At 42.9% G+C, this 24,128-nt stretch carries 17 protein-coding genes; 5 read left to right on the plus strand and 12 right to left on the minus strand.

The annotated features are described in order from the left end of the window. Positions 1-186: 186 nt before the first annotated feature. The 10 genes from I6E83_RS04620 to I6E83_RS04665 all read right to left on the minus strand — a co-directional run bounded on the left by I6E83_RS04620 (position 187) and on the right by I6E83_RS04665 (position 11,008). The gene (locus I6E83_RS04620; RefSeq protein ID WP_197100149.1) at positions 187-840 is read right to left on the minus strand and encodes a DsbA family protein; all 654 of its coding nucleotides are present in this window, start codon (positions 838-840) and stop codon (positions 187-189) included. A gap of 110 nt (positions 841-950) precedes the next feature. Further along, on the minus strand, positions 951-1,505 hold the full coding sequence (locus I6E83_RS04625; protein ID WP_110922828.1) for a carboxymuconolactone decarboxylase family protein: 555 nt from the start codon (positions 1,503-1,505) through the stop codon (positions 951-953). A gap of 340 nt (positions 1,506-1,845) precedes the next feature. Next, the gene (locus I6E83_RS04630) at positions 1,846-2,652 is read right to left on the minus strand and encodes a sterol desaturase family protein (protein WP_197100150.1); all 807 of its coding nucleotides are present in this window, start codon (positions 2,650-2,652) and stop codon (positions 1,846-1,848) included. 11 nt (positions 2,653-2,663) lie between these two features. Continuing rightward, positions 2,664-3,317 carry a CDP-alcohol phosphatidyltransferase family protein gene (locus I6E83_RS04635; RefSeq protein ID WP_197100151.1) on the minus strand — a complete coding sequence of 218 codons (654 nt, stop codon included), beginning with the start codon at positions 3,315-3,317 and terminating at the stop codon, positions 2,664-2,666. Positions 3,318-3,396: 79 nt separating this feature from the next. After that, on the minus strand, positions 3,397-4,026 hold the full coding sequence (locus I6E83_RS04640; RefSeq protein WP_197100152.1) for an ATP-binding cassette domain-containing protein: 630 nt from the start codon (positions 4,024-4,026) through the stop codon (positions 3,397-3,399). A 47-nt stretch (positions 4,027-4,073) separates the two neighbouring features. Further along, complete coding sequence (locus I6E83_RS04645) at positions 4,074-5,885, minus strand: ABC transporter permease (RefSeq protein ID WP_197100153.1); 1,812 nt, start codon at positions 5,883-5,885, stop codon at positions 4,074-4,076. Next, positions 5,882-7,180: an ABC transporter substrate-binding protein gene (locus I6E83_RS04650; protein ID WP_197100154.1), complete on the minus strand. Its 1,299-nt coding sequence runs from the start codon at positions 7,178-7,180 to the stop codon at positions 5,882-5,884. Before I6E83_RS04650 ends, I6E83_RS04645 begins: the two co-directional genes overlap by 4 nt. Before the next feature lie 7 nt (positions 7,181-7,187). Then, complete coding sequence (locus I6E83_RS04655) at positions 7,188-9,377, minus strand: FAD-dependent oxidoreductase (RefSeq protein ID WP_265091199.1); 2,190 nt, start codon at positions 9,375-9,377, stop codon at positions 7,188-7,190. 309 nt (positions 9,378-9,686) lie between these two features. Next, the gene (locus I6E83_RS04660; RefSeq protein WP_110922835.1) at positions 9,687-10,106 is read right to left on the minus strand and encodes a hypothetical protein; all 420 of its coding nucleotides are present in this window, start codon (positions 10,104-10,106) and stop codon (positions 9,687-9,689) included. A gap of 368 nt (positions 10,107-10,474) precedes the next feature. Next, complete coding sequence (locus tag I6E83_RS04665) at positions 10,475-11,008, minus strand: DUF2058 domain-containing protein (RefSeq protein ID WP_197100155.1); 534 nt, start codon at positions 11,006-11,008, stop codon at positions 10,475-10,477. A 476-nt stretch (positions 11,009-11,484) separates the two neighbouring features. Between I6E83_RS04665 and I6E83_RS04670 the strand changes: the two genes are divergently transcribed. Together I6E83_RS04670 and I6E83_RS04675 are read left to right on the plus strand one after the other, a co-directional pair. After that, positions 11,485-12,348, plus strand: coding sequence for a universal stress protein (locus I6E83_RS04670; RefSeq protein WP_197100156.1), 864 nt, complete (start codon positions 11,485-11,487; stop codon positions 12,346-12,348). 163 nt (positions 12,349-12,511) lie between these two features. Further along, entirely contained in the window at positions 12,512-13,195 is a 684-nt protein-coding gene (locus tag I6E83_RS04675; RefSeq protein ID WP_197100157.1) for a cupin domain-containing protein, read from the plus strand. 129 nt (positions 13,196-13,324) lie between these two features. Here the strand turns inward: I6E83_RS04675 and I6E83_RS04680 are convergent, their stop codons facing one another. Then, positions 13,325-15,526 carry a TonB-dependent siderophore receptor gene (locus tag I6E83_RS04680; protein WP_197100158.1) on the minus strand — a complete coding sequence of 734 codons (2,202 nt, stop codon included), beginning with the start codon at positions 15,524-15,526 and terminating at the stop codon, positions 13,325-13,327. A gap of 304 nt (positions 15,527-15,830) precedes the next feature. Between I6E83_RS04680 and I6E83_RS04685 the strand changes: the two genes are divergently transcribed. Beyond that, positions 15,831-17,342, plus strand: a complete 1,512-nt coding sequence (locus tag I6E83_RS04685; RefSeq protein ID WP_197100159.1) for a PepSY-associated TM helix domain-containing protein — start codon at positions 15,831-15,833, stop codon at positions 17,340-17,342. Positions 17,343-17,595: 253 nt separating this feature from the next. Here the strand turns inward: I6E83_RS04685 and I6E83_RS04690 are convergent, their stop codons facing one another. Beyond that, positions 17,596-19,305, minus strand: coding sequence for a multidrug ABC transporter permease/ATP-binding protein (locus I6E83_RS04690; RefSeq protein WP_197100160.1), 1,710 nt, complete (start codon positions 19,303-19,305; stop codon positions 17,596-17,598). Positions 19,306-20,614: 1,309 nt separating this feature from the next. Between I6E83_RS04690 and I6E83_RS04695 the strand changes: the two genes are divergently transcribed. Together I6E83_RS04695 and I6E83_RS04700 are read left to right on the plus strand one after the other, a co-directional pair. After that, complete coding sequence (locus I6E83_RS04695) at positions 20,615-21,595, plus strand: OmpA family protein (protein WP_197100161.1); 981 nt, start codon at positions 20,615-20,617, stop codon at positions 21,593-21,595. An 81-nt stretch (positions 21,596-21,676) separates the two neighbouring features. Then, the coding region (locus I6E83_RS04700; protein WP_227680806.1) for an Ig-like domain-containing protein at positions 21,677-24,128 on the plus strand (2,452 nt) is incomplete at its 3' end.

The raw sequence follows: 24,128 nt of genomic DNA on the forward strand, positions 1-24,128 counted from the left end.
ACCAAAATCAATGTCCTTAAAAACTAATGCCATTAAAAATCAATGCCACTAAAAGTTGATTCCATAAAAAAAGGGTTTTAGAGGAACGGTATAGTCTCGGGCTATACCGTTCCTCTAAAACCCTTAGCTTTTCTAAAACTCTCAGCTTTGAAGACGCAATCATTAATCAGACCTCAATCAAATGATTTAGTCTGGCATGTCAGCCAACTGCTGCAAAATACTTTTATAATTTTCAACACCTTGTGCGCCGCTAATTAAATGACGCTCATTGAAAACCATAGAAGGCACACTTTGAATGCCTTGTTGTTGCCAATGCTGTTTTTCTTTTTCTACTGCTGCCGCAAATCGCTGGTCTTCTAAGACCGCTAGTGCTTCGCTACGATCCAATCCAACGTCGGCCGCAACATCTGCAAGTACGGTACTGTCAGCTACATTTTTATTATCAACGAAGTGCGCAACGAACAATGCTTGTTTTAGGCCGTGCATACGTCCTTGCTGATCGGCCCAATACAGCAACTGATGCGTATTAAAAGTATTGTAAGTACGAAACTCATCGGTAAACTGAAAATTAAATCCAGCTTCTGCACCTGCTGCTGTCATTCTAGCTCGGCTCTCTTGAATGTCCTCAGCAGTCGTACCGTACTTCTCCATAATATGCTCACGATAGTTTCGTCCTTCGTGCGGCGTATTATGGTTTAACTCAAATGGATGCCAGTGAATCTCGTGCGGCGTGTTGGTTTGTTTTAATGCCTCGGCTAGTTGACTATAGCCGATAGCACACCAAGGGCACACAACGTCTGACACGATGTCTATTCGTAAGGGTTTTTTTGTCTGTTCCATAGGATCTCTCATTAGCGATAAATTAAAATGAAAAACTGCTGCCCGAAGATGTTTCGAACAACAGTATGAAAACATCAAATGGACTGTGTCAGCATTAGCTGAAAAATATATTAGTCAGCTTTGTGCCATTCAAATTTCTGGAATGGTTTGTCAATTGGTGTGTTAGCTAGGTGGTTCGTGTAGTTGCTCATTACTTTTTGAGCAGCACCAAGGATAACTTCAAGAATTTGGCGCTTAGTGTAGCCAGCATCTAAAAACGCTTGAACAGCGCTGTCATCAACGTTACCACGATTACGGACTACAGATAGTGTGAAGGTACGCAATGCTTCCAATTTTTCAGTTGGTAGTGGCGTTTCATCACGTAATGCATCCGTGATAGCGTCATCTACTTTCATGCTTTTAGCAATACCAGTATGCGCAGGTACACAGTAATGGCAAGCATGCTCAACGTTGATAGTTTGCCATACAACAGTGGTTTCTTCATCATCAAAGCTGCTGTCTAAAAACAGTTGATGTAGCTGTTGATAGCCTTCGAGCAAGCCAGGCGCTTCAGCCATCACGGCGTGTAGGTTAGGTACCATGCCAAATGCTTTGATAGAAGAATCAAGTAAGTCTTTGCTTTCTGCTGGAGCTGTGTCTTTGTCGTGTAGGGTAAATTCAGTCATATTAAAACCTTTTAGTCATTATTAGTAAATTGTTATAAAGTAAGTGTGCAAGAGACTTAAGAATCAAACATTTATTTGAGTGAACACTCATATTAATAAATGGTATTTGCTTGAGTCGCTTAACAACTGCAGCCACTATAATCCATTTTGAGCACTCGTTCAAATAATATTTGAATGAATGCTCGGGTTATTTGTAAATTTCGTTTACATTCAGATTGGACTGATATAATTATTATGATGGAGGACATGCAGCTCGGTACTTACAAGAGATGAGAGTGGTTAAAGTGTTTTTTGCCACATCTAACAGTTAGATGTAGACATGGTGTATTAATGCCGTTATTTACTTGCTTTTGAATGATTGATTTTTAAATGGCATCAATAATAGATTCCATAGAGAAGCGTTTTGTTTGGGCAACGGGTACTCTTTTAGACCAATATCCAACTCATGATCAGATTTTTTGGCCTCACTTTTATAGCTACCAAATAACTTATCCCACCAGATGACACTGAAGCCATAGTTTGAATTGGTCTCGCTCACACGCTGGCTGTGATGAATACGATGCAAAATCTGGGTCATCAATACTAAACGCAGAGGTTTTTCAATCGCAGGTGCTAGGCGAATATTGGCATGATTGAACATCGCCAATCCATTTAGGGTAATCTCAAAAATCAGCACGGCGATGGCAGGCACACCCAACAAGCTAACAGCAATGAGTTTGACCACGATGCTTAATACGATTTCGATAGGATGAAATCTAAGCCCTGTACTGGTATCAACGTGCGCATCGGCATGATGCACTCTATGTAAGCGCCACAGAAGAGGCACGCGATGAAACAGTCGATGCTGCCAATAGATAACGATATCGAGCAATAGCAAGCTCAATATAATGACCACAATACTTGGCAACTCAATGATATTGAATAAGCCGATACCGTGCTGCTGGTTATAAAGTGCGACAGCCGTTAGCCCGATAGGTATGACTAAGCGTGTAATGAGAGAGGCTGCAAACACTAGGCCAAAGTTAGCAAACCAACGCGTGCTACTTTTAATCGGTGCTTTGCGTGCAGGCATACGCCATTCGAGCATCATCATGATGACTAAGATGCTAAAAAAAACGCCAAGTCTCCACCATACCTCATTTGCCATTATTTGCCTCTTTACTGTTTTTCTGGATATGGTTTTTGATGAATGTCAGCCTCTAGCTGTTTGAGCGTATGGTAGCCGCCATGAATGCGGGTGAATATTGTGACGGCACAGGCTGTCGCAAAGATACCGGCAAGTAGTGCAAAGTGCTGCGGCCAAAGACAAAAGGCCACAAACAGCGCAATGGTTTCGGTGCCTTCAGTTAGGCCGTTTAGATAGTAAAAGCTTTTGTACTTGAACTGAGGCTTATCCAGATTGAATTTCTCTGCTTCTATAGCAAATGCCAAAAAGCTTGAGCCAGTACCAATGAATGTGGCTAATAATATCGAGCCTGCAATGGCATTTTGCTCAGGGTTGGCCAAAATAAAGCCAAGCGGTATGGCCGCATAAAATAAAAAATCTAAGGTAATGTCCAAATAGCCACCAGCGCTCGAGCTTTGGTTGGCATGTCGAGCCAGTGCACCATCCAGACCATCAAAAACGCGATTCACTGCAATGGCTGCAAGCGCCCCATACCAAAACTCAAACGCGAGTAATGGTAATGCGAGCATACCAATCAAAAACCCCACCATCGTGAGTTGATCTGCTGTGACACCGCGCTTGTGCAGTACGACAACCACAGAGGTCAGTATTGGTTTGATGATGGGCGTGATAAATTTGTCGAGCATGCGAGGGGCCTTTTGTAAGTCGCGTTGATGTCTAGGGCGTGTCATCATTCATCGAAAGTGATGATACGCTCTAAGACAATCAGGTTAGATGAATGACTTTGCCGCCTGCTGCCTCGGCATCACTGTGGTCATGCGTCACCATAATAGCAGGCAGTTTGAACGTGCGAATTTGCTCAAACACCAACTGACGTGTATCGACTCTAAGCTGCGTGTCCAATTTACTAAATGGCTCATCGAGCAATATGGCTTTTGGCTCACTCATCAAGGTTCGTAGTAGGGCGATTCGTGCCTGCTGACCCCCTGATAAGTTATCAGGATGTCGACTACCCATGCCTGCCAATCCAACTTGCTCTAGTGCTTGTTCGATTTTTTCTAAGCGCTGTTTTTTATTACCTTTAGGCATAGCAAAGGCGATATTTCCGGCAACGGACAGGTGTGAAAACAGCAAAGGATCTTGATACAGTACCCCAATATGGCGTAAATGCGGCGGCCGTTGGCACACGTTTTCATCATTTAACCAAGCTTCGCCCGTGGCATGGAAACCGCTGGGCAATGTGCCTGTGAGCCAGTTCAAAAAGCTCGATTTACCACTACCAGATGGCCCCATAACGGTGAGTATATCACCGCCAAAAATTTGCTCATCTATGCCTAGTAGACGCGTGTCTTCTCGATATAGCTCTAAGTTTCTTATCTCTAAAGATGGTGACATCAAAACCCCTTTATTCGTATTGTCATTATTGGCTTATGTAGGGCGTGTTAATGAGTGTTGTTTTTGCCACTTCTAAAAATATATTTAGGGAGCAGACTTGCCAGTATAAAACCAATCAGCGGTAGTGCCATTTGGATGATGGCATAGACCGCACTAGTGCGTCTACTTGCCCCATTCGCGAGTGTCACGGCTTCTGTAGTGATGGTTGCAATACGTCCGCCGCCTGCCAATAACGTCGGCAAATATTGGCCGAAGCTAATCGCTAAGCCCAGTGCCACGGCAATCAAAATAGGCGTAAACAGTTGTGGTAATTTGACCTGAAAAAACACTTTTATGGGTGTCGAACCTAAGCTTGCTGCCACATTCGCAAAACGTGGGTCTAAGCGTCGATAGCTGCTCGCCAGCGATAAAAACACATACGGCAGTACAAATAACAAATGCGTAAATGCCACATTAAAAAACGCCGCTTGGTTATTGATCAATTGCTGTAGCCAAACCAAGCCAAACAAGAAAGCGATGCTAGGCACTAGCAGCGGCAAGTAAATGATTAAGCTAGTAAAGTTTGAAAGTCGCTTTGCACTTAATTGCTCGGCTTCTAAACATAATAATGTGAGCACAATAGCAAATAAGGTGCTCACTAGGCCGATAGCAATGGTATTAAAGAGTGGCGTACCCATTTGCATAAAGGCGCTTTGGAAATGTAGCAATACAAACTGTTCTGGCAAAGCGTCTGGGAAACGCCAAAACCCAGCCACTGACCACATGGCAAGACCAATGAGTGACATGAACATAAAACCAATGACCACGGTGGTCATAGTGGCAGTGATTCTTTGACAGACAGCATCTCCATAATTGCGTTTACCATTGGTTAGTGAGCCACAGAATAGTATTTTTACTATTTGCTCACCGCCAAGCCATAAAGCGATTAAGCCACCTGTCAATGCCAACTGTAATAATGCCCCTGCTGACGCTTTTATACGTAAATTTAGATCCACATCATTGAACCACTGCATGATAGTGACCGCAAGTGTGGGCGGTGTGTTCGGGCCCAATATCAACGGCATCTCTACGCTGGCACTGGCATAGGCAAGCACCGCCAAAATAGGCAAACGCAACAATGGATATAGCAGAGGAAAGACCGATTTAAAAAAGGCGGCAATAGGGTAATAACCCAGATTTACTGCGACTTTATATTGTTGACGCAGTTTTTTACCAAGCTCTGGTTGTGCCAAAGCACCCAATGCGATGAGTAATAAAAAAGGCAGTTCTTTTAACGTTAAGCCCAGAATGATACTGATGCCGTAGGGATCATGAGGAAATATCCCTTCTGGTGACATTTCCCAACCGCTTAACCACGGCGATATCAATCGTGAAAACATACCAGAAGGCGCAATGAGAAAACCAACGGCAATCGCCGCTGCGGCATGAGGAATCACTAAAATGGGGCTTAGCAAATGCTCGATACGCGTGAGCCAAACACTATTGAAAAATGCTGCCAGTATCATGAGTGTCATGACAAAAGCGAGCAGAGTACTGATGAGTCCAGTTGCCAAGCTCAGCGCAGCCATTTGGGTCAGACCTGGCGTCATCCAAAGATCTTTAAACCCTTGTAGACTGATGGTCGTCTGGTCAAGTGCGGGCACCCAACTAAACGCAGGCAACAGCACACTAATCAGTCCACCAAGTACCGGTAGCAGCAGTATCAGCAATAAAAGCTTTGGACTAGATATAGCAATACGCGTAAATAGGTCTTTTTTATAAGGAGTGGCAATTGCCGTACAGTTATTGACGCTGCCTTTATTGATATCGCTTTTATTGACAGTACCTTGAGTGGCCTTGTCATTCAAATCTTTATTCATGGGCGAACCCCGTAGCGTGCTTGCCAGCCTTCCATAATCGCCTCAACCCAACTTGGGTGCGGCTCACTCACTGTGCGTTTAATACTATCAAACGGCAATGCGCTAGGATGGGGTTTGTTGGTTTTAAACAAGGCTTGCTGCTCAGAGGTGAGGGTAGACTGGATGAGTACGGTTTTGTCACCCCATACAGAAGGCGTTTGCTTTTTGGCTTGTGCCTCTGGACTCATCAAAAAGTTAGCGACAAGCTGTGCCGCTTGCGGGTGGCTGGCATTGTAAGGAATGGCGACAAAGTGAGTATTACTCAAGCTACCATCGCTCATCGCATAGCTACGAATACTTTCAGGTAAGTCATAACGCTGCACGGCTGCTGGAACTTCAGGGGCTGAAAAGCTAAACGCTAAACTGAGCTCGGTATCATCAACCAACCGACGCATTTGCGCACCCGTTTGTACAAACTGCTCACCCTTGCGCCAAAGCGTCGGATGTAAGTCATCCAAGAATTCCCATAGTGGGTCGAGGACAATCGCTTTATTCTGTTCAGTGACAGGCATATTGAGCTGAGCGCTGGTATTCTCGCCAGTATCGGCATCGTGTTGCTCATGCAGCATGACCAAGGCGTATTTCAAAAAGCTCATGCCTAAAAAGTCAGGTGGTTTTGGATAGCTAAAGCGACCGGGATTTTGTTTTGTCCAAGTCGTTAGTTCTTTTAAGGTAGTGGGTGGCTTTTTGACGGATAGATTGTCGTAATAAAAAGTCAGTGATGCTTGTCCCCATGGTGCTTCCATACCATTGGTAGGTACACCAAAATCAAAGGTAACAGCGGGGTTGTTATCAGGGTCAGTGAGGGCAAAATTAGGCAGCTTGTTTGCCCACTGTTTGAGCAATAGTGAATTCTCACTCATGGTGGCGAAGTTTGCGCCATTAATCCAAATCAAATCCACGCTACCTTGGTCATTGTTATTGGCTGATTTTTCTGCCAATACTCGGCTGACGGCTTCGCTGGTATCTGTTAATTTGACATGGACCAAGTTGATGTTGTATTTCTCATTAACTTGCTTGGCTGCCCACTGTAAATAGGCATTGATCTGAGGGTCGCCGCCCCACGCGTAGAAATAAACGTCTTGATTTTTACCTTGAGATTCAACCTGCTGCCAAGGTGATTCCTTGCCATCATTGCTGCCTATATTAGGGGAGGCAGTGCTTGCAGAGATACCGATACAAACGCTTAGCACCATAGCATAAGAGCTATAGCGCATGACGTTTTTTAATGCTGGCAAGGATTTAAGAACGTGCATTGATGGGCTAACCTCGACGCCAAGTATGGTATTTTTCTAGCCAGCTTAATACGCGCTGAGGGGCATGGTCACGTTTCCATTCTCCGGCCACATACTTGTTGCCTTCCGCCCAAGTTGGGTAGCTGTGAATAGTACCAAGTATTTTGTTCAGTCCCAAGCCATGTTTCATCGCCAATACAAATTCAGCAATCAAGTCGCCGGCATGTTCAGATACGATAGTCACACCAAGTATTTTATCTTTCCCTTTAGGGGTAATGACTTTGATAAATCCTTTAGCGGCGCTGTCAGTAATGGCACGGTCCAGCTCTTTAAACTCAAAGCGGGTAATCTCGTACTCAATACCTTTGTCTATCGCATCTTGTTCATTTAAGCCCACACGAGCGACTTCTGGATCGATAAACGTGGTCCACGGAATCACACGGTAATCTACTTTGAACTTTTTCAGATTGCCAAATAAACCGTTCACTGCGGCGTACCAACCCTGATGAGCTGCGACATGAGTAAACTGATATGGACCTACAATATCACCTGCGGCAAAGATATTAGGATACAGCGTTTCTAAGTATTCGTTAGTGACGATAGTACGGTTGGTTTCGACACCCAAATCTTCAAGGCCATAACCAGTAAGGCGAGCACTTCGACCAACGGCACATAATAGCTCATCGTATTCTATATCGATTTCAGTATCATTGTGTTTAACGACAATGTACTTTTTGCCATCACGAGCTTCACAGCGTAGAGCTTGATGTGAGGTCAAAATGTTTACACCGCTTTCAACCAGCGCTTGGTGTGCAAAGGTAGACACTTCAAGATCTTCTTTGATCATGATGCGCTCACTCATCTCAATTTGAGTCACGTTTGAGCCCAAGCGTGCAAAACTCTGCGCCAATTCACTACCGATAGGACCACCGCCTAGTACGACCAGCTTTTTAGGCGCTTCGTCTAGTTCTGCAAACTTATTCCATATGGTATCACTGGTCACGTAGCCCGTTTCTTCAATACCAGGTAATGGCGGTACAAATGGACGTGCACCAGTCGCAATAACGATAGTACGCGCAGTTAGTGTTTGTGTGCCACCATCATTTAGGGCGATTTCTACCGTCCATGGATCGATAAGCTTGGCATAGCCTTTTACCACATCGACGCCCAAATCGGTATAACGCTCAACACTGTCATGCGGCGCAATCTCAGCCACGACATCATGTACACGTGCCATGACTTTTTTGAACGAGAACTGTGGAGATGCATTTTCAAGGCCGTAGTTTTCACCGTGGCGAATTTGATCTGCGATTTTTGCACTTTTAATCACGGCTTTACTTGGGACACAACCGTAGTTTAAGCAATCACCGCCCATTTCACCTGCTTCGATTAACGTTACTTTTGCTTTAACAGCAGCAGCAATATAGCTCGTTACCAAGCCGCCAGCACCCGCACCAATAACAATCATGTTGCGGTCGAACTGTTTGGGCTTTGAGTAGTTTTTATAGACACGGCGTTTTTTAAACACGTTTAAGATTCCTTTAGCAATAAGCGGGAATATGCCCAATAAAGCGAACGATAAAATTAAATTGAGCGATAAAATACCTGACAAGCTTTCTATTTGCGCAAGTTGCGTACCCGCATTAACGAATACAAAAGTACCTGCCAACATACCTACTTGGCTTACCCAGTAGTAGGTCCATGACTTAATGGCAGTCACACCCATGAGTAAGTTGATTAAAAAGAAGGGAAATACAGGGACTAAACGTAATGTGAATAAGTAAAAGCCACCTTCTTTTTCGACGCCAGCATCGATAGCGGCAAGGCGTTCAGGAAAGCGCTGTTTAATGGTATCGCGTAATAAATAACGTGATGCTAAAAACGAAAGTGTCGCGCCAATACTTGAGGCAAATGAGGCAATGATTAAGCCCTGAAACAGACCAAATAAAGCGCCGGATGCCAATGTTAATATGGCAGCGCCAGGTAGCGAGAGGGCCGTAACTACGACGTACAGTAAAAAGAACCCACCGATAATAAGTAACGGTGACTCTGCTTTATAGTCGTTGAATTGCGCCATCGAGCCTTTTAAGCCCTCAAGCGTCAACAGATGGTTGAGGTCAAAGTAGAAAAACCCCACTGCTAATAGCACTATTAACAGTATTAGAAATATTCTCTTAATCATGAAAGATTCGGCCTGATAGTAAAGCAAAGGTTTCATTCATAGTCATCTTTCTATAATTAAAACTATGATCAAAAAACTTTTGCTGTTTTAGTGATGGTGGCAATTACATTGAATTGTTGAATAATCTATTCGTTTACCTGCAATAAAACAGCTAAGTTGTTAGTTTAAATAATATATAGCTTAAGCCATTTTAGCTAGCATTTATATTATTGCACCAATTAACCTCTATAGCTTTGCTACGGCAACACCTGCATTTGACGTACCACCTGTACGGTCTACGCTTGGATTGCTGGTACTGAATTTATTTAGATTTGACCATAGTCAAACGATAGACTCTGTTTATATCTATGTCAAAGGAACGGTTTTGCCCACGGTTCGTTTGCCCAGTGTCAACGTATCCCAGTCTCTCATCAAGAAGAGAGCGATACATGCTGCCAGCATTGGCCATGCGGCAAAAAACAACAGGTTATCAAATGGTTCTAGATATAAAGCAAAGGTCGAAAAAGTTGAGCCTGCATGAGCCAGCAGCAAAATACCATAGGTCCAGGTTTTAAATAACCCGACGACAAACAGTATGATGAGTATCAACTGAACAGCGCCCATAACATAGAATATGGAATCACCCATATTTTCCATTCCATAAAACTTAGACATAACGCCTGCGGCATGGTCAGGATTGATAAATTTATCAAGCGTCCAAAATAAAAAGACCGTGAAGATACCAAGTCGAAGCAATAAGAGTGAAAGTGGCAGATGTTTTGGCATGAGAAATCTCTTTTTGAGAAATTTTGAAAGCCTTTTCAAAACTTCTTGATTAGGGTGCCGATATTGGCTTTTGTTATATGATTGGTAAAAGTCAAAATGTGTTCAATTCTTGAGTGATTGCTCAATTTCGAGCAAACCTTATCGCTAAATAGGTCAAGAAATCGCATTGTAGTTGCTATTGAATGGTTGTTCAAGTTCGCATCGCCACGTATGGCAAGGTTATGGCGATTTGTTACCTTTTTCAATAAAACCTGTAACGCTAGCTTAAAGGTGATTGTTTTCTATACAATAAAAAAACCCTTTGTAGAAGTAAGTACTCTACAAAGGGTGTCTAAGTTAACAAAGCAAGTATTATAAATACTGACTGTTTACCACATTAAATCATCTGGAATGACATAAGCGGCGTAAGGGTCATCTTCTGCCAACACATCTTCTGATGTATCGTTTGATACAACCATAAAGCCTTCCATTTTTGAATCTATACGATCTGCTAATGGGCGGGGAAGCAGTGCATAGCCTTCTTCTAATCGCGCAATGACGACATGACCAGCGACGATTTGGTCATATAGTTTTTGGGTAATAGAGATTTTTTTGACTTTAGAGCCGTCAACAAACTGATAGCTGATATCACCACTGATATCAGTGATTTGATGCTGCTTAATCATTTGGATGATATTGGCCTTGAGGGCCTTTTCTTCTAAAGCGCGTTGTTTTTCTTGATTGAGATGCTGATCTTTCTCTAGTTTTTTCGCTTGCGCATCTGCCAATGCTTTTTTCGCTTCTAGACTTTCTGAGTCACCAGTACGTTTGGCATGCTGATTTTGCTTGCTGATTTTATTGGCTTTTTTGCTATCTACCAATCCCGCTTTGAGTAGTTGAGCCTGTAGGGCATTTTTTGCCATAGTTCCATCACCTAAATAACGATATTTAAATCACAAATGCTAAAAAATACATTGTAGCAAAATTTGTTAGGGCATGTTGTTAGACGATGACAAGACTTTGTTGATGCGGTAAAGCCATGCATTTTTAAATCTTGCGCAACGCTAAAGACAACAGAGTGAATATTATTGTAGAGGCAGGCATACATCACTGGATGAAGTCAGTCAAATTGGTTATCATCGAAGTAATGGAGAGGGTTTTTCCAGAGTATTTGGGATGAGCATTGGACGCTATATGGAACTAGGGCGTATCCTCAATTCAATCGATAGTCATCTAAATGGGATAAAAATGGCTAAATCTTGCCAAACGGCGTCAAATAGCTGACTAATATCTCGATATTATCTGCGCTATTTTCCTTGTTTGACGGCAATTTATCTCATTTTTATCACCATTTTTAAAATGAGGACACGCCCTAAATAATTAAAATTAAGGACATATTATGACAACATCACAGCACGTTTTAGCTTGTATTGATGGTTCGGCAGTGACTGAATCAGTTTGTGACTATGCAGCATGGTATGCCAGTAAGTTGAATTTACCTGTTGGTTTGTTGCATGTCAGTGAGGTTCCTGCATCGACCAGACGTGATTTGTCGGGCGCGATAGGGGTGAACAGCCGCCAGTTTTTGTTAGAAGAATTGACCCAGATGGATGAGCAAAGAGCGAAGGTCGTCAACAGCTATAGCAATGCTTTGGTCCAAGATGCAAAAAGCCACATTCAAAGTGATTTTGAAGATGTCGCTATCCGCATCTATCAACGTCGCGGCAAGCTGCTACCTGCCATTGAGCATTTTAAAACAGAAAATCGTGCCATTGTCATGGGTCGACGCGGAGAAGATCACAAAAATAGTCGTATTAATATCGGTAGTCAAATCGAAACAGTCGCCCGTGCATCCGATGTTCCTATCTTGATTTGCTCGGAGACATTCAAAGCGCCAAGCTCATACATGATCGCTTTTGATGGTAGCAAAACCGCTATCAAAGCAGCATGGATGGTTGCAAGAAGCCCAGTGCTAAAAGGACTGCAAGGTCATATCGTCATGATAGGAAGCCACAATGATGCCGCTAAGCAAAGCTTAAGTGCCGCCGCAGCACAATTAGAAGCAGCTGGGTTTATTGTGGCGGCTCATCATTTATCAGCGGCGGATGCGGTCAATGGTTTGTTGGCTTTTCAAACGGAAAATAACATCGATATCATGGTGGTGGGTGCTTATGGTCATTCTAAATTGCAGCAACTGTTTCTCGGTAGTACGACGACAGAGATTATTGCCAGTACATTGTCGCCAGTTATTTTAGTGCGATAAGTGCACTAAAGGTCGGGGCGTCTGATAAAAGTGGTGTAGTTATTATCTACCTCTAATGATTCTTAAAAAATGATTGATAATTATGAATGAGGCTCAATAAATGATGCCAGATACTTTATAAGAGAGTATTGAGTTACACCCTACTATTTTTGGACATAATGCTATGCTTATTAATGCAGATTTTTCTAGTCGTGCGGCGCTTGCAGTTGAAGAGCAACGGTGGGTAAACTCACCGCAGAGTGGTGTAGAACGTGTCATGCTAGATCGTGTTGGCGAAGAGAAAGCCCGAGCCACCAGTCTGGTACGCTATGCGCCTAACTCTTATTTTCCGCATCATATGCATCCAGGTGGTGAAGAGATTTTGGTATTGTCAGGTACGTTTTCTGCAGATGATAAGCATTATCCCGCAGGTTGGTATTTGCGTAATCCACCGTCATCAGGTCATACCCCTTATAGTGACGAAGGTGCAGTGATCTTCGTTAAGCTCAGACAGATGCTATCTGATGAAGACCGCTATGTCGCTATCGATACTCATGATGATGCCAATTGGAAGCGCCAAGGCAATCGTGATGTCTGTGCGCTTTTTTCTGATGATGGTGAGCAGGTGAGTTTGCAACGTCTCACAGCAGGTGTCGCATTATTCAACGAAGATATCATTAATGGTGTAGGTACAGGCGGTTTAGAGTTACTGGTTGTAGAGGGCAGCCTAGTAGACGGTGATAAGGTGCATCAACGAGATAGTTGGATACGTTTACCAGTAGGGGAGCAGTCGCAAATAAAGGCAGGGTCAGAGGGTGTGACGGTATATGTTAAGACGGGACATCTAATACAAGTGGTTGGTCTATAATTGGCAACTGACCAAGCCACCTGAATTTTCTGCCTTATGTTCTACCTTGGTGTTATAAATATGCACCTTATACTCTCATCTATCATTCGATAAAAACTGGCTATTATGACAATAGCCAGTTTTTTATGATTAGAAATTGGCCTTTAGACTGACTGTCATTTGGCGCTCTGGTCCCATCCAGCAGTTATTGATGTCATAACAAGAACCGACGTAGGTCTTATCAAAGAGGTTGTTGATACTGGCACCGACAGTGAGCATAGGATTGATTTCGTAATTGCCACCGATATCTACCAACGTCACGCTTGGCAACTCATCTGAATTTTGTTTATCGATCTGCATGCCACCTTCATAGCGAATACCTGCATTGAGCGTCAGCTTATCTGTGGCGTAATAGTCTGTCCATAGCGTGGCTTTGTGTTTCGCTGTTTGCGCTGGCGTGTTACCGACCACATCAGGGTTGAACTCATCTTCTGTAATCTCTGCATCGGTATAGCTATAACTGGCCGCGACATCCACCCAGTCATTGAGCATATGACTGCCGGATACTTCAAATCCTTTAGACGCAATCTCACCCGTTTGGGTTTGACTTCTATAGTTGACGTAATCTGACACCACAACATTCTGTTGTTTAATATCGAATACTGCCAATGTTCCTTTGGTGCCGCCATCTGCCGAGAGATATTTAACACCGGCTTCTAGTTGATCAGCCGTCGTAGGTTCAAAAGGCTCGTCGGTCACGAAGTTACTACCAACGACTGGCTGGAATGATTGTGAGTAGCTCGCATAAGGTGATAGCCCATTATCGAAATCATAAATAGCAGCCAGACGACCACTGGTTTCTGATGCATCATTATTAATGGTTTTGTCGCTATACATCACACCTGCAGAGGCTTTGGTTTGATCGGTGATGCTCTTAAATTTATCATGTCGTAAGCCTGCAACCACTGTCCAGTCTTGCCATTTCATCTCATCTTGCACATAAAAACCAAGCTGGCTCTGTTCGATGTCTTCATATTGACTGTAGACATCTAATGGCAGCGTGTCGGTATTGATTTGAGAGAAATCAGGGTTAGACAAGTCAAGGTTTGGCGTACCATCCGCGCCAGCATCATAGTACGCGGCAGTGCTATCGGTCTCTTGATACTCGACACCAAATAATAAATTGTGCGAGGTATTGGCCGTATCGAATTGATAAGCCAACTGGTTGTCTGTGGTCCAGTTTTTCATGGTTTCATCGGTGGTGTAAGCCACACGGTTCAATATCGTATCACTACCGCTGACAAACCCTCCACTATTATACATATTGCGTTGCTCTGCTTCGGCATCGGTATAGCGCAGTATGTGCTTAAAGGTTAGCTGGTCATTGATGTCCCAGTTTACGGTGACACTTGGCATGAATACTTCTTTGCTGAATTTATTCCAGTCGTCACCCGCATAGGCATCGCTGTCTAGTTTGCCATAGCTGGCATTGTAGACCGTGCCAACCGCAGGGAGTGGGGTAGAGGGCACCATGTCTGGATCATCTTGATAAAATAAATTAGCAAGTACGGATACATTGTCTGTCGCTTGCCATTCAAGCGATGGATTGAGTAGGGTGCGCTCTTCTTCTGTGGTCTGCATCTGGCCGTCTTTTTTGCGTTTTAATGCCACAAAACGATAGTTCAAGCTGTCTGTAAGCGCCCCTGTTGTATCAACTGCCACTTCTTTTAGGTTTTGATTGCCTAGTCGTAGCTGTACCTCAGTCTCTTGGGTACTTTTGGGCGTTTTGGCTATTTGATTGACCATACCACCGGGTGCCGTATAACCATAAAGTGAGGATGCGGGTCCTTTGACGACTTCTACGGCTTCGGTTGCATAGATGTCTACTTGCGGCATGAGGTTCCAAGCACCATCGTAAGGTAGTCTCAGTCCATCATAAAAATTCGATAAGGTCTTAAAGCCACGGACTCTGTACTCATCAAAGATAGATACCGTGCCGCGACTCTCAGAGCTAACACCGGGCTCATAGCGTAGGGCAGCGTTGACACTGTCAGCTTGGCGTTTTTGCAATAGGTCTTGATCGATTCTGGTATAGCTCATCGGTGCATCATCAGGGTCTAATGCGGTTTTTGTGCCTGTACTGCGGTAACTATCGGCATAGACAGTAATCGTATCTAAGGTCGTTGATGGTGTCGCTGTCTCAGAATTTTCTGTCTGGGTATTGCTTAGCGTGCCCTCAGTATCAACTGACTCAGCATAAGCGATATGACTGATGCTCATGACTAAGCCAATTTGTACTGCTACGGTCAGATGTTTTTTTCGGATAGATTCAGAGGTTAGAGAAAGCCGCATCATATTTCCTGTTCAATAATATTTGTTGAATATGTTGGATTTAAATTTAGGGAGACAAATAACAGAAATAATAATAACACTAATGATTATCGTTATCATTAAAAAGTTACAATTAACATATTCTAGAAATATTGGACGCGGTTTTGAATGGTTTAGTACGGCTTCTTTACATTAATATTATTGAGATATGACTAGAGGGGTAGTGGTTTTTTCGAGGGTTTTCTCGTATGATGCAGCCGATATTAAGTTACGAATAGATTTATGTTGTTACTTGGGCAATCAGAGATTATCAAAGGTCATATTTATGAGTAGAGACAGCAGTCAGTCGCCTAACACGCAGCGTTATTTTACGGTATGGCGTTGGCATTTTTATGCTGGCATGTTTGTAGCGCCTTTTTTGATTGTTTTGGCGGTCACAGCACTCGGCATGCTGTTCATGTCGAACACCGCAGGTCGAGATAATGATCGCTTGACCATCACCATTCCAGAGTCGACTGTCCAAGCACCAGTGTCTATACAAGCCAAAAATGCGCTCGGTACGTTATCTGAGAGTACACTGATTAAATATATTGCGCCCCGTGACGCAGATACCGTCGCTTTGTTTCAGGTGCAGTCAGAAGGCCAGACCAATATGGTGGCAGTGAACCCTTATACGGCTGATGTCGTCAATAGCGCACCTGCTAGCAGCGGTCTTTATGATACGTTTAATAATATTCATAGTGATTTGCTCATCGGTAGAGTCGGTGATTACCTGCTAGAAACGGCTGCATCGTTGACCATCTTGATGATTTTGACGGGTTGGTATCTCTGGTGGCAAAAACGCAAATCAGTGAAAGCCATGCTGATACCTAACGAGAGGGTAACCAATAAGAAAAAACGACCTTTTATCCGTACGATTCATGCGACATTGGGCAGTTGGGTATCGATTCTGCTGCTGTTTTTTTGCGTTTCAGGCATGGCGTGGGCAGGCGTGTGGGGCGAAAGAGTTGTGCAGGCATGGAGTCAGTTTCCTGCAGGTAAATGGGGCGTTGCTCCTATGCCAATGTCGATTGATCATAGCCAACACAGCACTGCGATGCATGAGTCAATGGCTGCACCTCACGTCCATGGTGCCGCTGCGACAGATGTATCTGAAATTGATGTACCTACGCATGGTAGTGTTCTAAACTCGGGCAATACCAAAGAAGTTCCTTGGGTACTTGAGCTAACGCCGATGCCAGTATCAGGTACGACGATGGGTCAGGATGGTATCGCACTCAATATACCTATCATGATTGATACGGTAGACCGATACGCTCGTGAAATTGGGTTTGTAGGGCGTTATCAGTTGAACCTGCCACAAGGCAGTACAGGCGTCTGGACCATTAGCCAAGATTCAATGAGCTACGATATGAAAAGTCCGACAGCAGATCGCACGGTACATATCGATCGCTATTCGGGTAATGTCTTAGCTGATATTCATTTCGATGATTACAATGCCTTTGGTAAGTTTATGGCGGCAGGTATTGCTATTCACATGGGTACGCTCGGATGGTGGAGTGTGTTGGCCAATGTCTTGTTTTGCTTGTTTGTTATTATGATTAGCGTGAGCGGTTATATCATGTGGTGGCAACGCCGTCCTAATAATGCCGATGAAAGTACTGGGCTGAACCCGCCAGCACGTGGTTTAAACCCCGTTATCTGGTGGCCATTTGCGCTGCCTTTATTGGTTGTCGCGGTTATATTTCCGACAGCCATTATTGCAATCGTTGTTATCGCCTTATTGGACTTCTTAGTGATATCTCGTAGTGCTTTTTTGCAGAAACTATTAAAGTAAGCAAACGGCGTAAATGAGTTTTCGAGTGTCTAGATACTTTTCATTTATATATAGAGTCAAAGAACTCTAAAATAGGTACAAGGCAGCCGACTGCAGATTGTACAAGTGGTACATCTAAGGATGGGTAACACCGTAGCCGCTCAGTATTTCACCGACTATAGCGATAGCGTGGTTCTTTCTACCATAATGGGGCGACTTGTCATAAGTCGCCCCATTTTTTTGCATGACAGTTTTCATTTATAACGAGTCATGTTTATTGCAACATGGCGATTGCATCTGTACTGGCGCGCTGTCGTTCTTCAGCATTCAATTCAATCAATCGGCCTTCTTTCATCAATAATAAGCGGTCAGCGTGTTCAAAGTAGCTGTCGTCATGACTGATAATAAACAGCGTTTTGCCCAGTGCTTTTAGCTCAGGTATTAGCGTTTGATAGAACACACGGCGAAAAGCAGGGTCTTGGTCAGCTGCCCATTCATCAAGCAATAAGATGTCTTTTTGTTCAGCGACTGAGAGTAGCATGGCCAATCGTTTACGTTGACCTTGAGATAGTTTATCTGTAGAGAGTTGATGATCAGACACGCTCACTTTGTCTTGTAGATTGAGCTTCTGCAGCCAGTCAGATATCAGTGCCTCATCAGGTTGATTGCCCTGATTGCCAATTAGCTGTTTAAACAGATGCTGATCACTAAAAATAGCAGAAAACAGCTGTCTATAATCGGCATTATTCTCTGAATCAATGTTGTCTTGATCTACGTTTACAGAGCCTGTGGTAGGGGTAAAAATCCCCGTGATGATTTTGGCGAGGGTAGACTTGCCGCTACCATTGGCGCCGATTAAGAACACTACATCGCCACGTCTCACGGTAAGATTGACCGACTTCAAGATATCATCAGAATTATTTACGTCACCAGCTAGCTCTTGTGTCTGTGTATTGATACCGCCGTAACGATAACCAACGTCAGTCAGGGAGATGGAGTGCCAGTCTTTTGCCACGTGGTCAGTCATAAATGCTGCTTGGTAGTCAGCCAGCTCTAGCGACTGTATTTTGTCTAGTGCCACTTGGGCAGTCTGTAGGGTTGGATACGCACCAACTGCATGCAGAATGGGTGACTGCATAAATAGAATGGTTAAGGAAAAGGTGGTTGCGACGCCCATTGGTATATTTAGATAATTTGATACCGCAAACACCACGCCAATCGAGGCAAACATCATGATATTGGACCAGTTCACAGCAGATAAGTGAAAGGTGTCAGATTTAATAACTGTTTTTTGGTATGACTTAGCATGAGACAAAAAGTCGTCTGAATATAACTTTTCAGCACGGTACTGATTGAGTGCAAGCTCCTTACGGCCTTCTATAATAGATTGATAATCTTGGTATAAAAAATCATTAATCGCTCTGAGTTTTATCAAATGAGTATAGACGTGCTTGACTAAAATGGTGCTTATCCAGATTGTCATGACAATCCAAAACATGATGATAAACAATAGCGGTAATGACAGCCATCCTAAATAAAGGGCAACCCCCGCAGATAAAATGACACCTTGAACCAACTCTGGCATGCGTACAAATGCAGTCGTAATAGACTGGATATCTGAAGATAAGCTGGCAATTAAGCGCGCACTACCCAAGTGATCTATCTGCGGCACTTTGGTATCTATAATTTGTTTGACCAGTTTTGTTCTGAGCTCGTACACAAACTGATGGCCCAGACGTGTCAACGCGTACTGTGATAAAAAAGTAGTGACTAATAGTAGTGCAATCAAGGCAGCAAAATAGCCTAAGCTGAGCAATGATAAAGTATCAAAGACAGGTTGACTGATAAAGGTATGATTTATATAAGCAATGATGCCCACACTGACAGCCGCATTTACCAAATTAAGCAGAATAACTTTGAGAAAAGGCAGGCGATAATGCGCCCAAATCATATGATACAAAGAAGTGGTAGTGCGTGAAGACATAATGGCTCGTTATGATAATAATCGTATGTGTGATGGCAGAAAAAGATTGTTAGGCAAAGCCTGATTTTTGTATAAGTAGAGATCAATCAGTGCGGCTTATAACTTGAGGGTTGCTGACATTACTTACCACACCTTTATGAATGATATTCGGCGGTATCTTATCAAGACAACAGAAGATATATAGATATACGTGGAATAGAAGAAGGCAGGCAAGACAAGTCAGATGAACTTTAGATGTTATTGATAACCATTAATATTTACAATATTGTGACGTCAATCTGTATATGTGTCAATGTGTTTGTGACCGTAAGAGGGAGTGCCGAATAATGTATTACCCAGTTTCAAATGATGCGAAAAAAATGATAGAACACAAGCTCGATTGATTTCATCGTATCGATAGGAATTTATGATGGTTAAGAATAGGTAAAACGGTAGTATGAAATCCAAGGTAGCAGTGGTCAAAAAGATAGTAGATAACAATGTAATATATTAACGATCGCTCGACAGCTAGGTATAGTCATTCCACTATAAAGGTATTGCTGCGTTAACCTCGCTTGAAGTATCACATATATATCTACACTCGGTTGCCTTGTACTACTTTTGAATTGAATCGACTATATGATCGGGTGAGTTTTATTTAACCAGCAAAAAATCGAATCAAGATAAGCCGATCGGTACAGAGTGATATAATTATGAGATCATGAGAAAAATTAAAGTAAGTATACTGTTCAAAGGGTAATTAAAAACCCTTAAAGAAGAACAAAGGCTATTAAATGAAGAAAATAAGACGATGGACTATCTTGTATTGATGTTAAGGTAAGATGAGCGCTAAGAAGGTGGTGAGATAAGGTGTTAGAAACTCTTAAAAGATAAGAGCGTACAATAGATTTAGCTTAATTTTTGTCGTTAGATTGTTGGATCTATTCTTCTAAATTAATGACTACGAAATTGACAGCAGACATTCATACTTAATGGTAACTGGTCATAAAATATATGCCGTTTATCATTTTTTTATTTGATTATTTTGACAGTGATAAACTATATAGGTTATATCTACAACTATATAATTTTTATAGAGCCTGATGGAGCAGAAGTTGGTTGTTATTTATATGGTATTTCTATTGGGTTATCCGTCAAACACCTAATTTTTTGCAGCATTTGAAGATTACTCTGCCAAGTTAAAGGCTATCAAAAAGTTATCAAGGACTATATTCGTAGTATGCGATATATCTTTTATACAGAAATTAATTCAAAAACTCAATATGTTTAACCAATATTAGCTTAATAAACGGTTACTCAGGAAATTATCATGGGCAAAGTATTCAAAAAAATCATCGTTGAAGTGGCACTAGTAACCACGCTATTGGGGGTGACTGCCTGTGCGACCACAACGGCTAACAGCCGTATCGGTAATGATGGAGATACTCGCCGTGTTGATAATGTTGTATGGAATAATCAAGTTGACAGTGATATCAGTGCTGTATTAGCGAAACAAGTTGCAAGTGATGAAGCTCGACTGATATTTGTGCGCAAAAATGATAATGATCCTGAGCAAACCAGTGCCAATATTGCGATCAATAATAGATTTCAAGTCAGTTTGCATGCAGGCAATTATACAGCGGTCAATTCTTGTGTGGGCACAAACCAACTAAGTGCTCATGCAACTGGTTTTAAAGATAATGATTTGTTGGCGGAGCAGAAAGATTACCAATTAGCTGGTGGTCAAACATACTTTTTTTATGTAGATATGGATGAAAATGGCCAAGGTCTGCTAAATCAAATAACGACAGATAGCGCATTACCATTGCTAAAAAATAAGCGTTATCAAACGCATCAAATCAGTCGAGTCGTTCCTAACTGTCCTGCACCCGTAATTGCTACTACACCGTCAGTAACGCTGCCACCAGTCGTGGAGCAACCTGCCATATTGGCTGAAAAGGTGACAATTGATCTTGAAGTATTGTTTGAGACTGATAAAGCGGTCGTACGACCCGAATACTATACAAAAATAGCTGAACTAGCGGACTTTATGGCGCAATACCCAAATACAATAGCGACCATTGAGGGTCATACCGACAGTCGCGGTAGTGATAGCTATAACCAAGTTTTATCACAGCACCGAGTAAATGCTGTCAAAGAGAGTTTGATTTCGAAATTTGACATCGACGCTGAGCGTCTAAGTGCTATTGGTTATGGAGAGACACAGCCAAGAGCTAGTAACGATACTGTAGAGGGCCGTCAGCTCAACCGCCGTGTGGTCGCTGTCGTAGAAGAAAGTGTGCGTCATTGATAATTTTATTGTCCTTTGGTAACTGAAGTTGCCTGATATAAAAACAATTTAGCTGAAATATTTAAAATTAAAGGTAAAAAAATGAATACTATTATTATTAAAATTAATGACGCCGCTCAAACTATCAGCCAAGTACCTGTTATTACTAAAGATGGTATACCAACAGTTATTACTGCCACCGACAACGTCAACTATGAGTTTTTTGACACAGCTATTGGCCATGCTCCTAACCATATTATTACTAAGCGCCTAAAAAACGACTTGCATGTCTCATTCGAAGAAGAAGGGGTAGACAGCGATCTGATTATAGAAGGCTTCTACGATAATCCAGACAGTGCTTTAGTCGGTGTTGCTGAAGATGGCGAGTACTATTACTACATTCCTGATACTGGCGAAACCTACGATTATGTGACTCAACTAGAAGTCGGTGACGTAGAAGGACAGGCGCTTGGCGGTGAAGAGTATATTGCAGCGGCCATACCTTGGTGGATACCTGCCGCGGCTGGATTGGGACTGGTTGGTTTGATTGCTGGTCTCGCTAGTGATGATAATGATAATAACAATAATGATAATGCTCCTATTGCTGAAGATGACACTGTCTTGGGTGAAACAGGTCAACCAATCACCATCGATATCGTGGCAAATGATAGTGATCCTGAAAATGATTTAGACCCAACGACCGTCAAATTAATCGATCCTGTTACAGGTAATGAAGTCACTAGCTTAGTGATAAATGGTGAAGGTACTTGGCAAGTTGATCCTATGACAGGAGAGATTAGCTTTACACCAGAGTCAGGTTCTACCGCTGATCCAACACCAATTGACTACGTAGTATCTGACACCAATGGCTTGCAGTCGAACCAAGCGACCATCGTTATTGACTATCCACAAACTGCTCCTATTGCTGAAGATGACACTGTATTGGGTGAAACAGGTCAGCCAATCACTATCGATGTCGTGGCAAATGATAGTGATCCTGAAAATGACTTAGATCCAACGATCGTCAAATTAATCGATCCTGTTACAGGTAATGAAGTCACCAGCTTAGTGATAAATGGTGAAGGTACTTGGCAAGTTGACCCCACGACAGGAGAGGTTAGCTTTACACCAGAGTCGGGGTTTATCACTGATCCAACACCAGTTGACTATGTAGTATCTGACACCAATGGCTTGCAGTCGAATCAAGCGACCATCACCGCAGACTATCCATTAATAGTTAGTATCACAGGCACCGAGAGCTTGAGCGAAACGACTGTTGATGGCAGCTCGAATGAAGCAACCTATACGATTAATCTTAGCAAACCAAGCAATGAAGACACTGTGGTCACTGTTACGATTGGTGGCGGTAGCACCGAAGGTAGTGAAGACTATACAGCACCTATAACTCAAACAGTCACTATCCCAGCAGGTCAAACGTCAGTGAATGTCACTGTACCGATCACGGATGACAATTTGTTTGAAGGCCCAGAAGACTTTATAGTTACGGTAACTGAAGTCATATCCGGTACAGCCTCTGTTGGACCAGATAGTAATAGTGTTACAACTACCATTTATGATAATGGTACTACTGACGGTAGCACACCAGTTGATCCTACTGATCTATCGGTAGGTGATGACACTCCAGTTGTGAGCATTAGTGGTACTAAAACCTTGAGTGAAACTGCTGCTGATGGCGGTGCAAATGAAGCGACTTATACCGTTAGCTTAAGCAATCCGAGCACTGAAGATACGATCGTTACTGTTGTTATTAGTGATGGCAGTACTGAAGGGTCAGCTGATTATACAACGCCTGTAACACAAGATATCACTATCCCAGCAGGACAAACCTCAGTGGATGTCACTGTACCGATCACTGATGATAATGTGTTTGAAGGTCCAGAGGATTTTACCGTTAAGGTCGTTGCAGTCACATCAGGAACAGCAACTATTAGTACTGACAATGACACCGTAAGTACGACCATCTATGATGATGGCACTACTGACGGCAGTACACCTGTGGATCCTAATAATCCAGCTTTGGGTGGCGACAAACCAGTGGTTGATATCGCAGCGACTAAAGCGGAAGCCATTGAAGGTGTTAGTAATGGTTTGGTATTTGAAGTATCTCAGAACAACTTAAGCGAATTTCCTACGACTGTAGATGTCAAGTTAGCGGATAGCACAATAGAAGCGGCTGATATTGCATCAATCAGCTATACCGATATTAATGGTAAGGTTATATTTTTAGATAATGTAACAGATATTCAGACATTCCTCGATGAAGGTATTCAGGTCACCATCCCAGCGGGCAGCACGTCTGCACCAGCCATTACCTTTACTGTAGTTGATGACTTGGTTTATGAACAATCAGAAAGTTTGGTGCTTGAGATCAGCAATCCGCTCAATGCCGCCATTGGCACCGCCACAGACAGCGCCACCATCTTCGATGAAGACGCGACAGACGGCACCGTAAACGAGGGCGACAAACCGACCGTCACAGTTGGCGACGCCAGTGCCATCGAGGGCGATACCCTCGTGCACAGTGTCACCGTCA

Origin of the sequence: Psychrobacter sp. SZ93C1 (assembly GCF_015864635.1) — a bacterium.
Lineage (GTDB): Bacteria > Pseudomonadota > Gammaproteobacteria > Pseudomonadales > Moraxellaceae > Psychrobacter > Psychrobacter fozii.

Coding starts and splice junctions, on each gene's coding strand:
- I6E83_RS04620 (WP_197100149.1), bottom strand. CDS start 840: ATGGAACAGACAAAAAAACCCTTACGAATAGACATCGTGTCAGACGTT.
- I6E83_RS04625 (WP_110922828.1), bottom strand. CDS start 1,505: ATGACTGAATTTACCCTACACGACAAAGACACAGCTCCAGCAGAAAGC.
- I6E83_RS04630 (WP_197100150.1), bottom strand. CDS start 2,652: ATGGCAAATGAGGTATGGTGGAGACTTGGCGTTTTTTTTAGCATCTTA.
- I6E83_RS04635 (WP_197100151.1), bottom strand. CDS start 3,317: ATGCTCGACAAATTTATCACGCCCATCATCAAACCAATACTGACCTCT.
- I6E83_RS04640 (WP_197100152.1), bottom strand. CDS start 4,026: ATGTCACCATCTTTAGAGATAAGAAACTTAGAGCTATATCGAGAAGAC.
- I6E83_RS04645 (WP_197100153.1), bottom strand. CDS start 5,885: ATGAATAAAGATTTGAATGACAAGGCCACTCAAGGTACTGTCAATAAA.
- I6E83_RS04650 (WP_197100154.1), bottom strand. CDS start 7,180: ATGCACGTTCTTAAATCCTTGCCAGCATTAAAAAACGTCATGCGCTAT.
- I6E83_RS04655 (WP_265091199.1), bottom strand. CDS start 9,377: ATGAAACCTTTGCTTTACTATCAGGCCGAATCTTTCATGATTAAGAGA.
- I6E83_RS04660 (WP_110922835.1), bottom strand. CDS start 10,106: ATGCCAAAACATCTGCCACTTTCACTCTTATTGCTTCGACTTGGTATC.
- I6E83_RS04665 (WP_197100155.1), bottom strand. CDS start 11,008: ATGGCAAAAAATGCCCTACAGGCTCAACTACTCAAAGCGGGATTGGTA.
- I6E83_RS04670 (WP_197100156.1), top strand. CDS start 11,485: ATGACAACATCACAGCACGTTTTAGCTTGTATTGATGGTTCGGCAGTG.
- I6E83_RS04675 (WP_197100157.1), top strand. CDS start 12,512: ATGCTTATTAATGCAGATTTTTCTAGTCGTGCGGCGCTTGCAGTTGAA.
- I6E83_RS04680 (WP_197100158.1), bottom strand. CDS start 15,526: ATGCGGCTTTCTCTAACCTCTGAATCTATCCGAAAAAAACATCTGACC.
- I6E83_RS04685 (WP_197100159.1), top strand. CDS start 15,831: ATGAGTAGAGACAGCAGTCAGTCGCCTAACACGCAGCGTTATTTTACG.
- I6E83_RS04690 (WP_197100160.1), bottom strand. CDS start 19,305: ATGTCTTCACGCACTACCACTTCTTTGTATCATATGATTTGGGCGCAT.
- I6E83_RS04695 (WP_197100161.1), top strand. CDS start 20,615: ATGGGCAAAGTATTCAAAAAAATCATCGTTGAAGTGGCACTAGTAACC.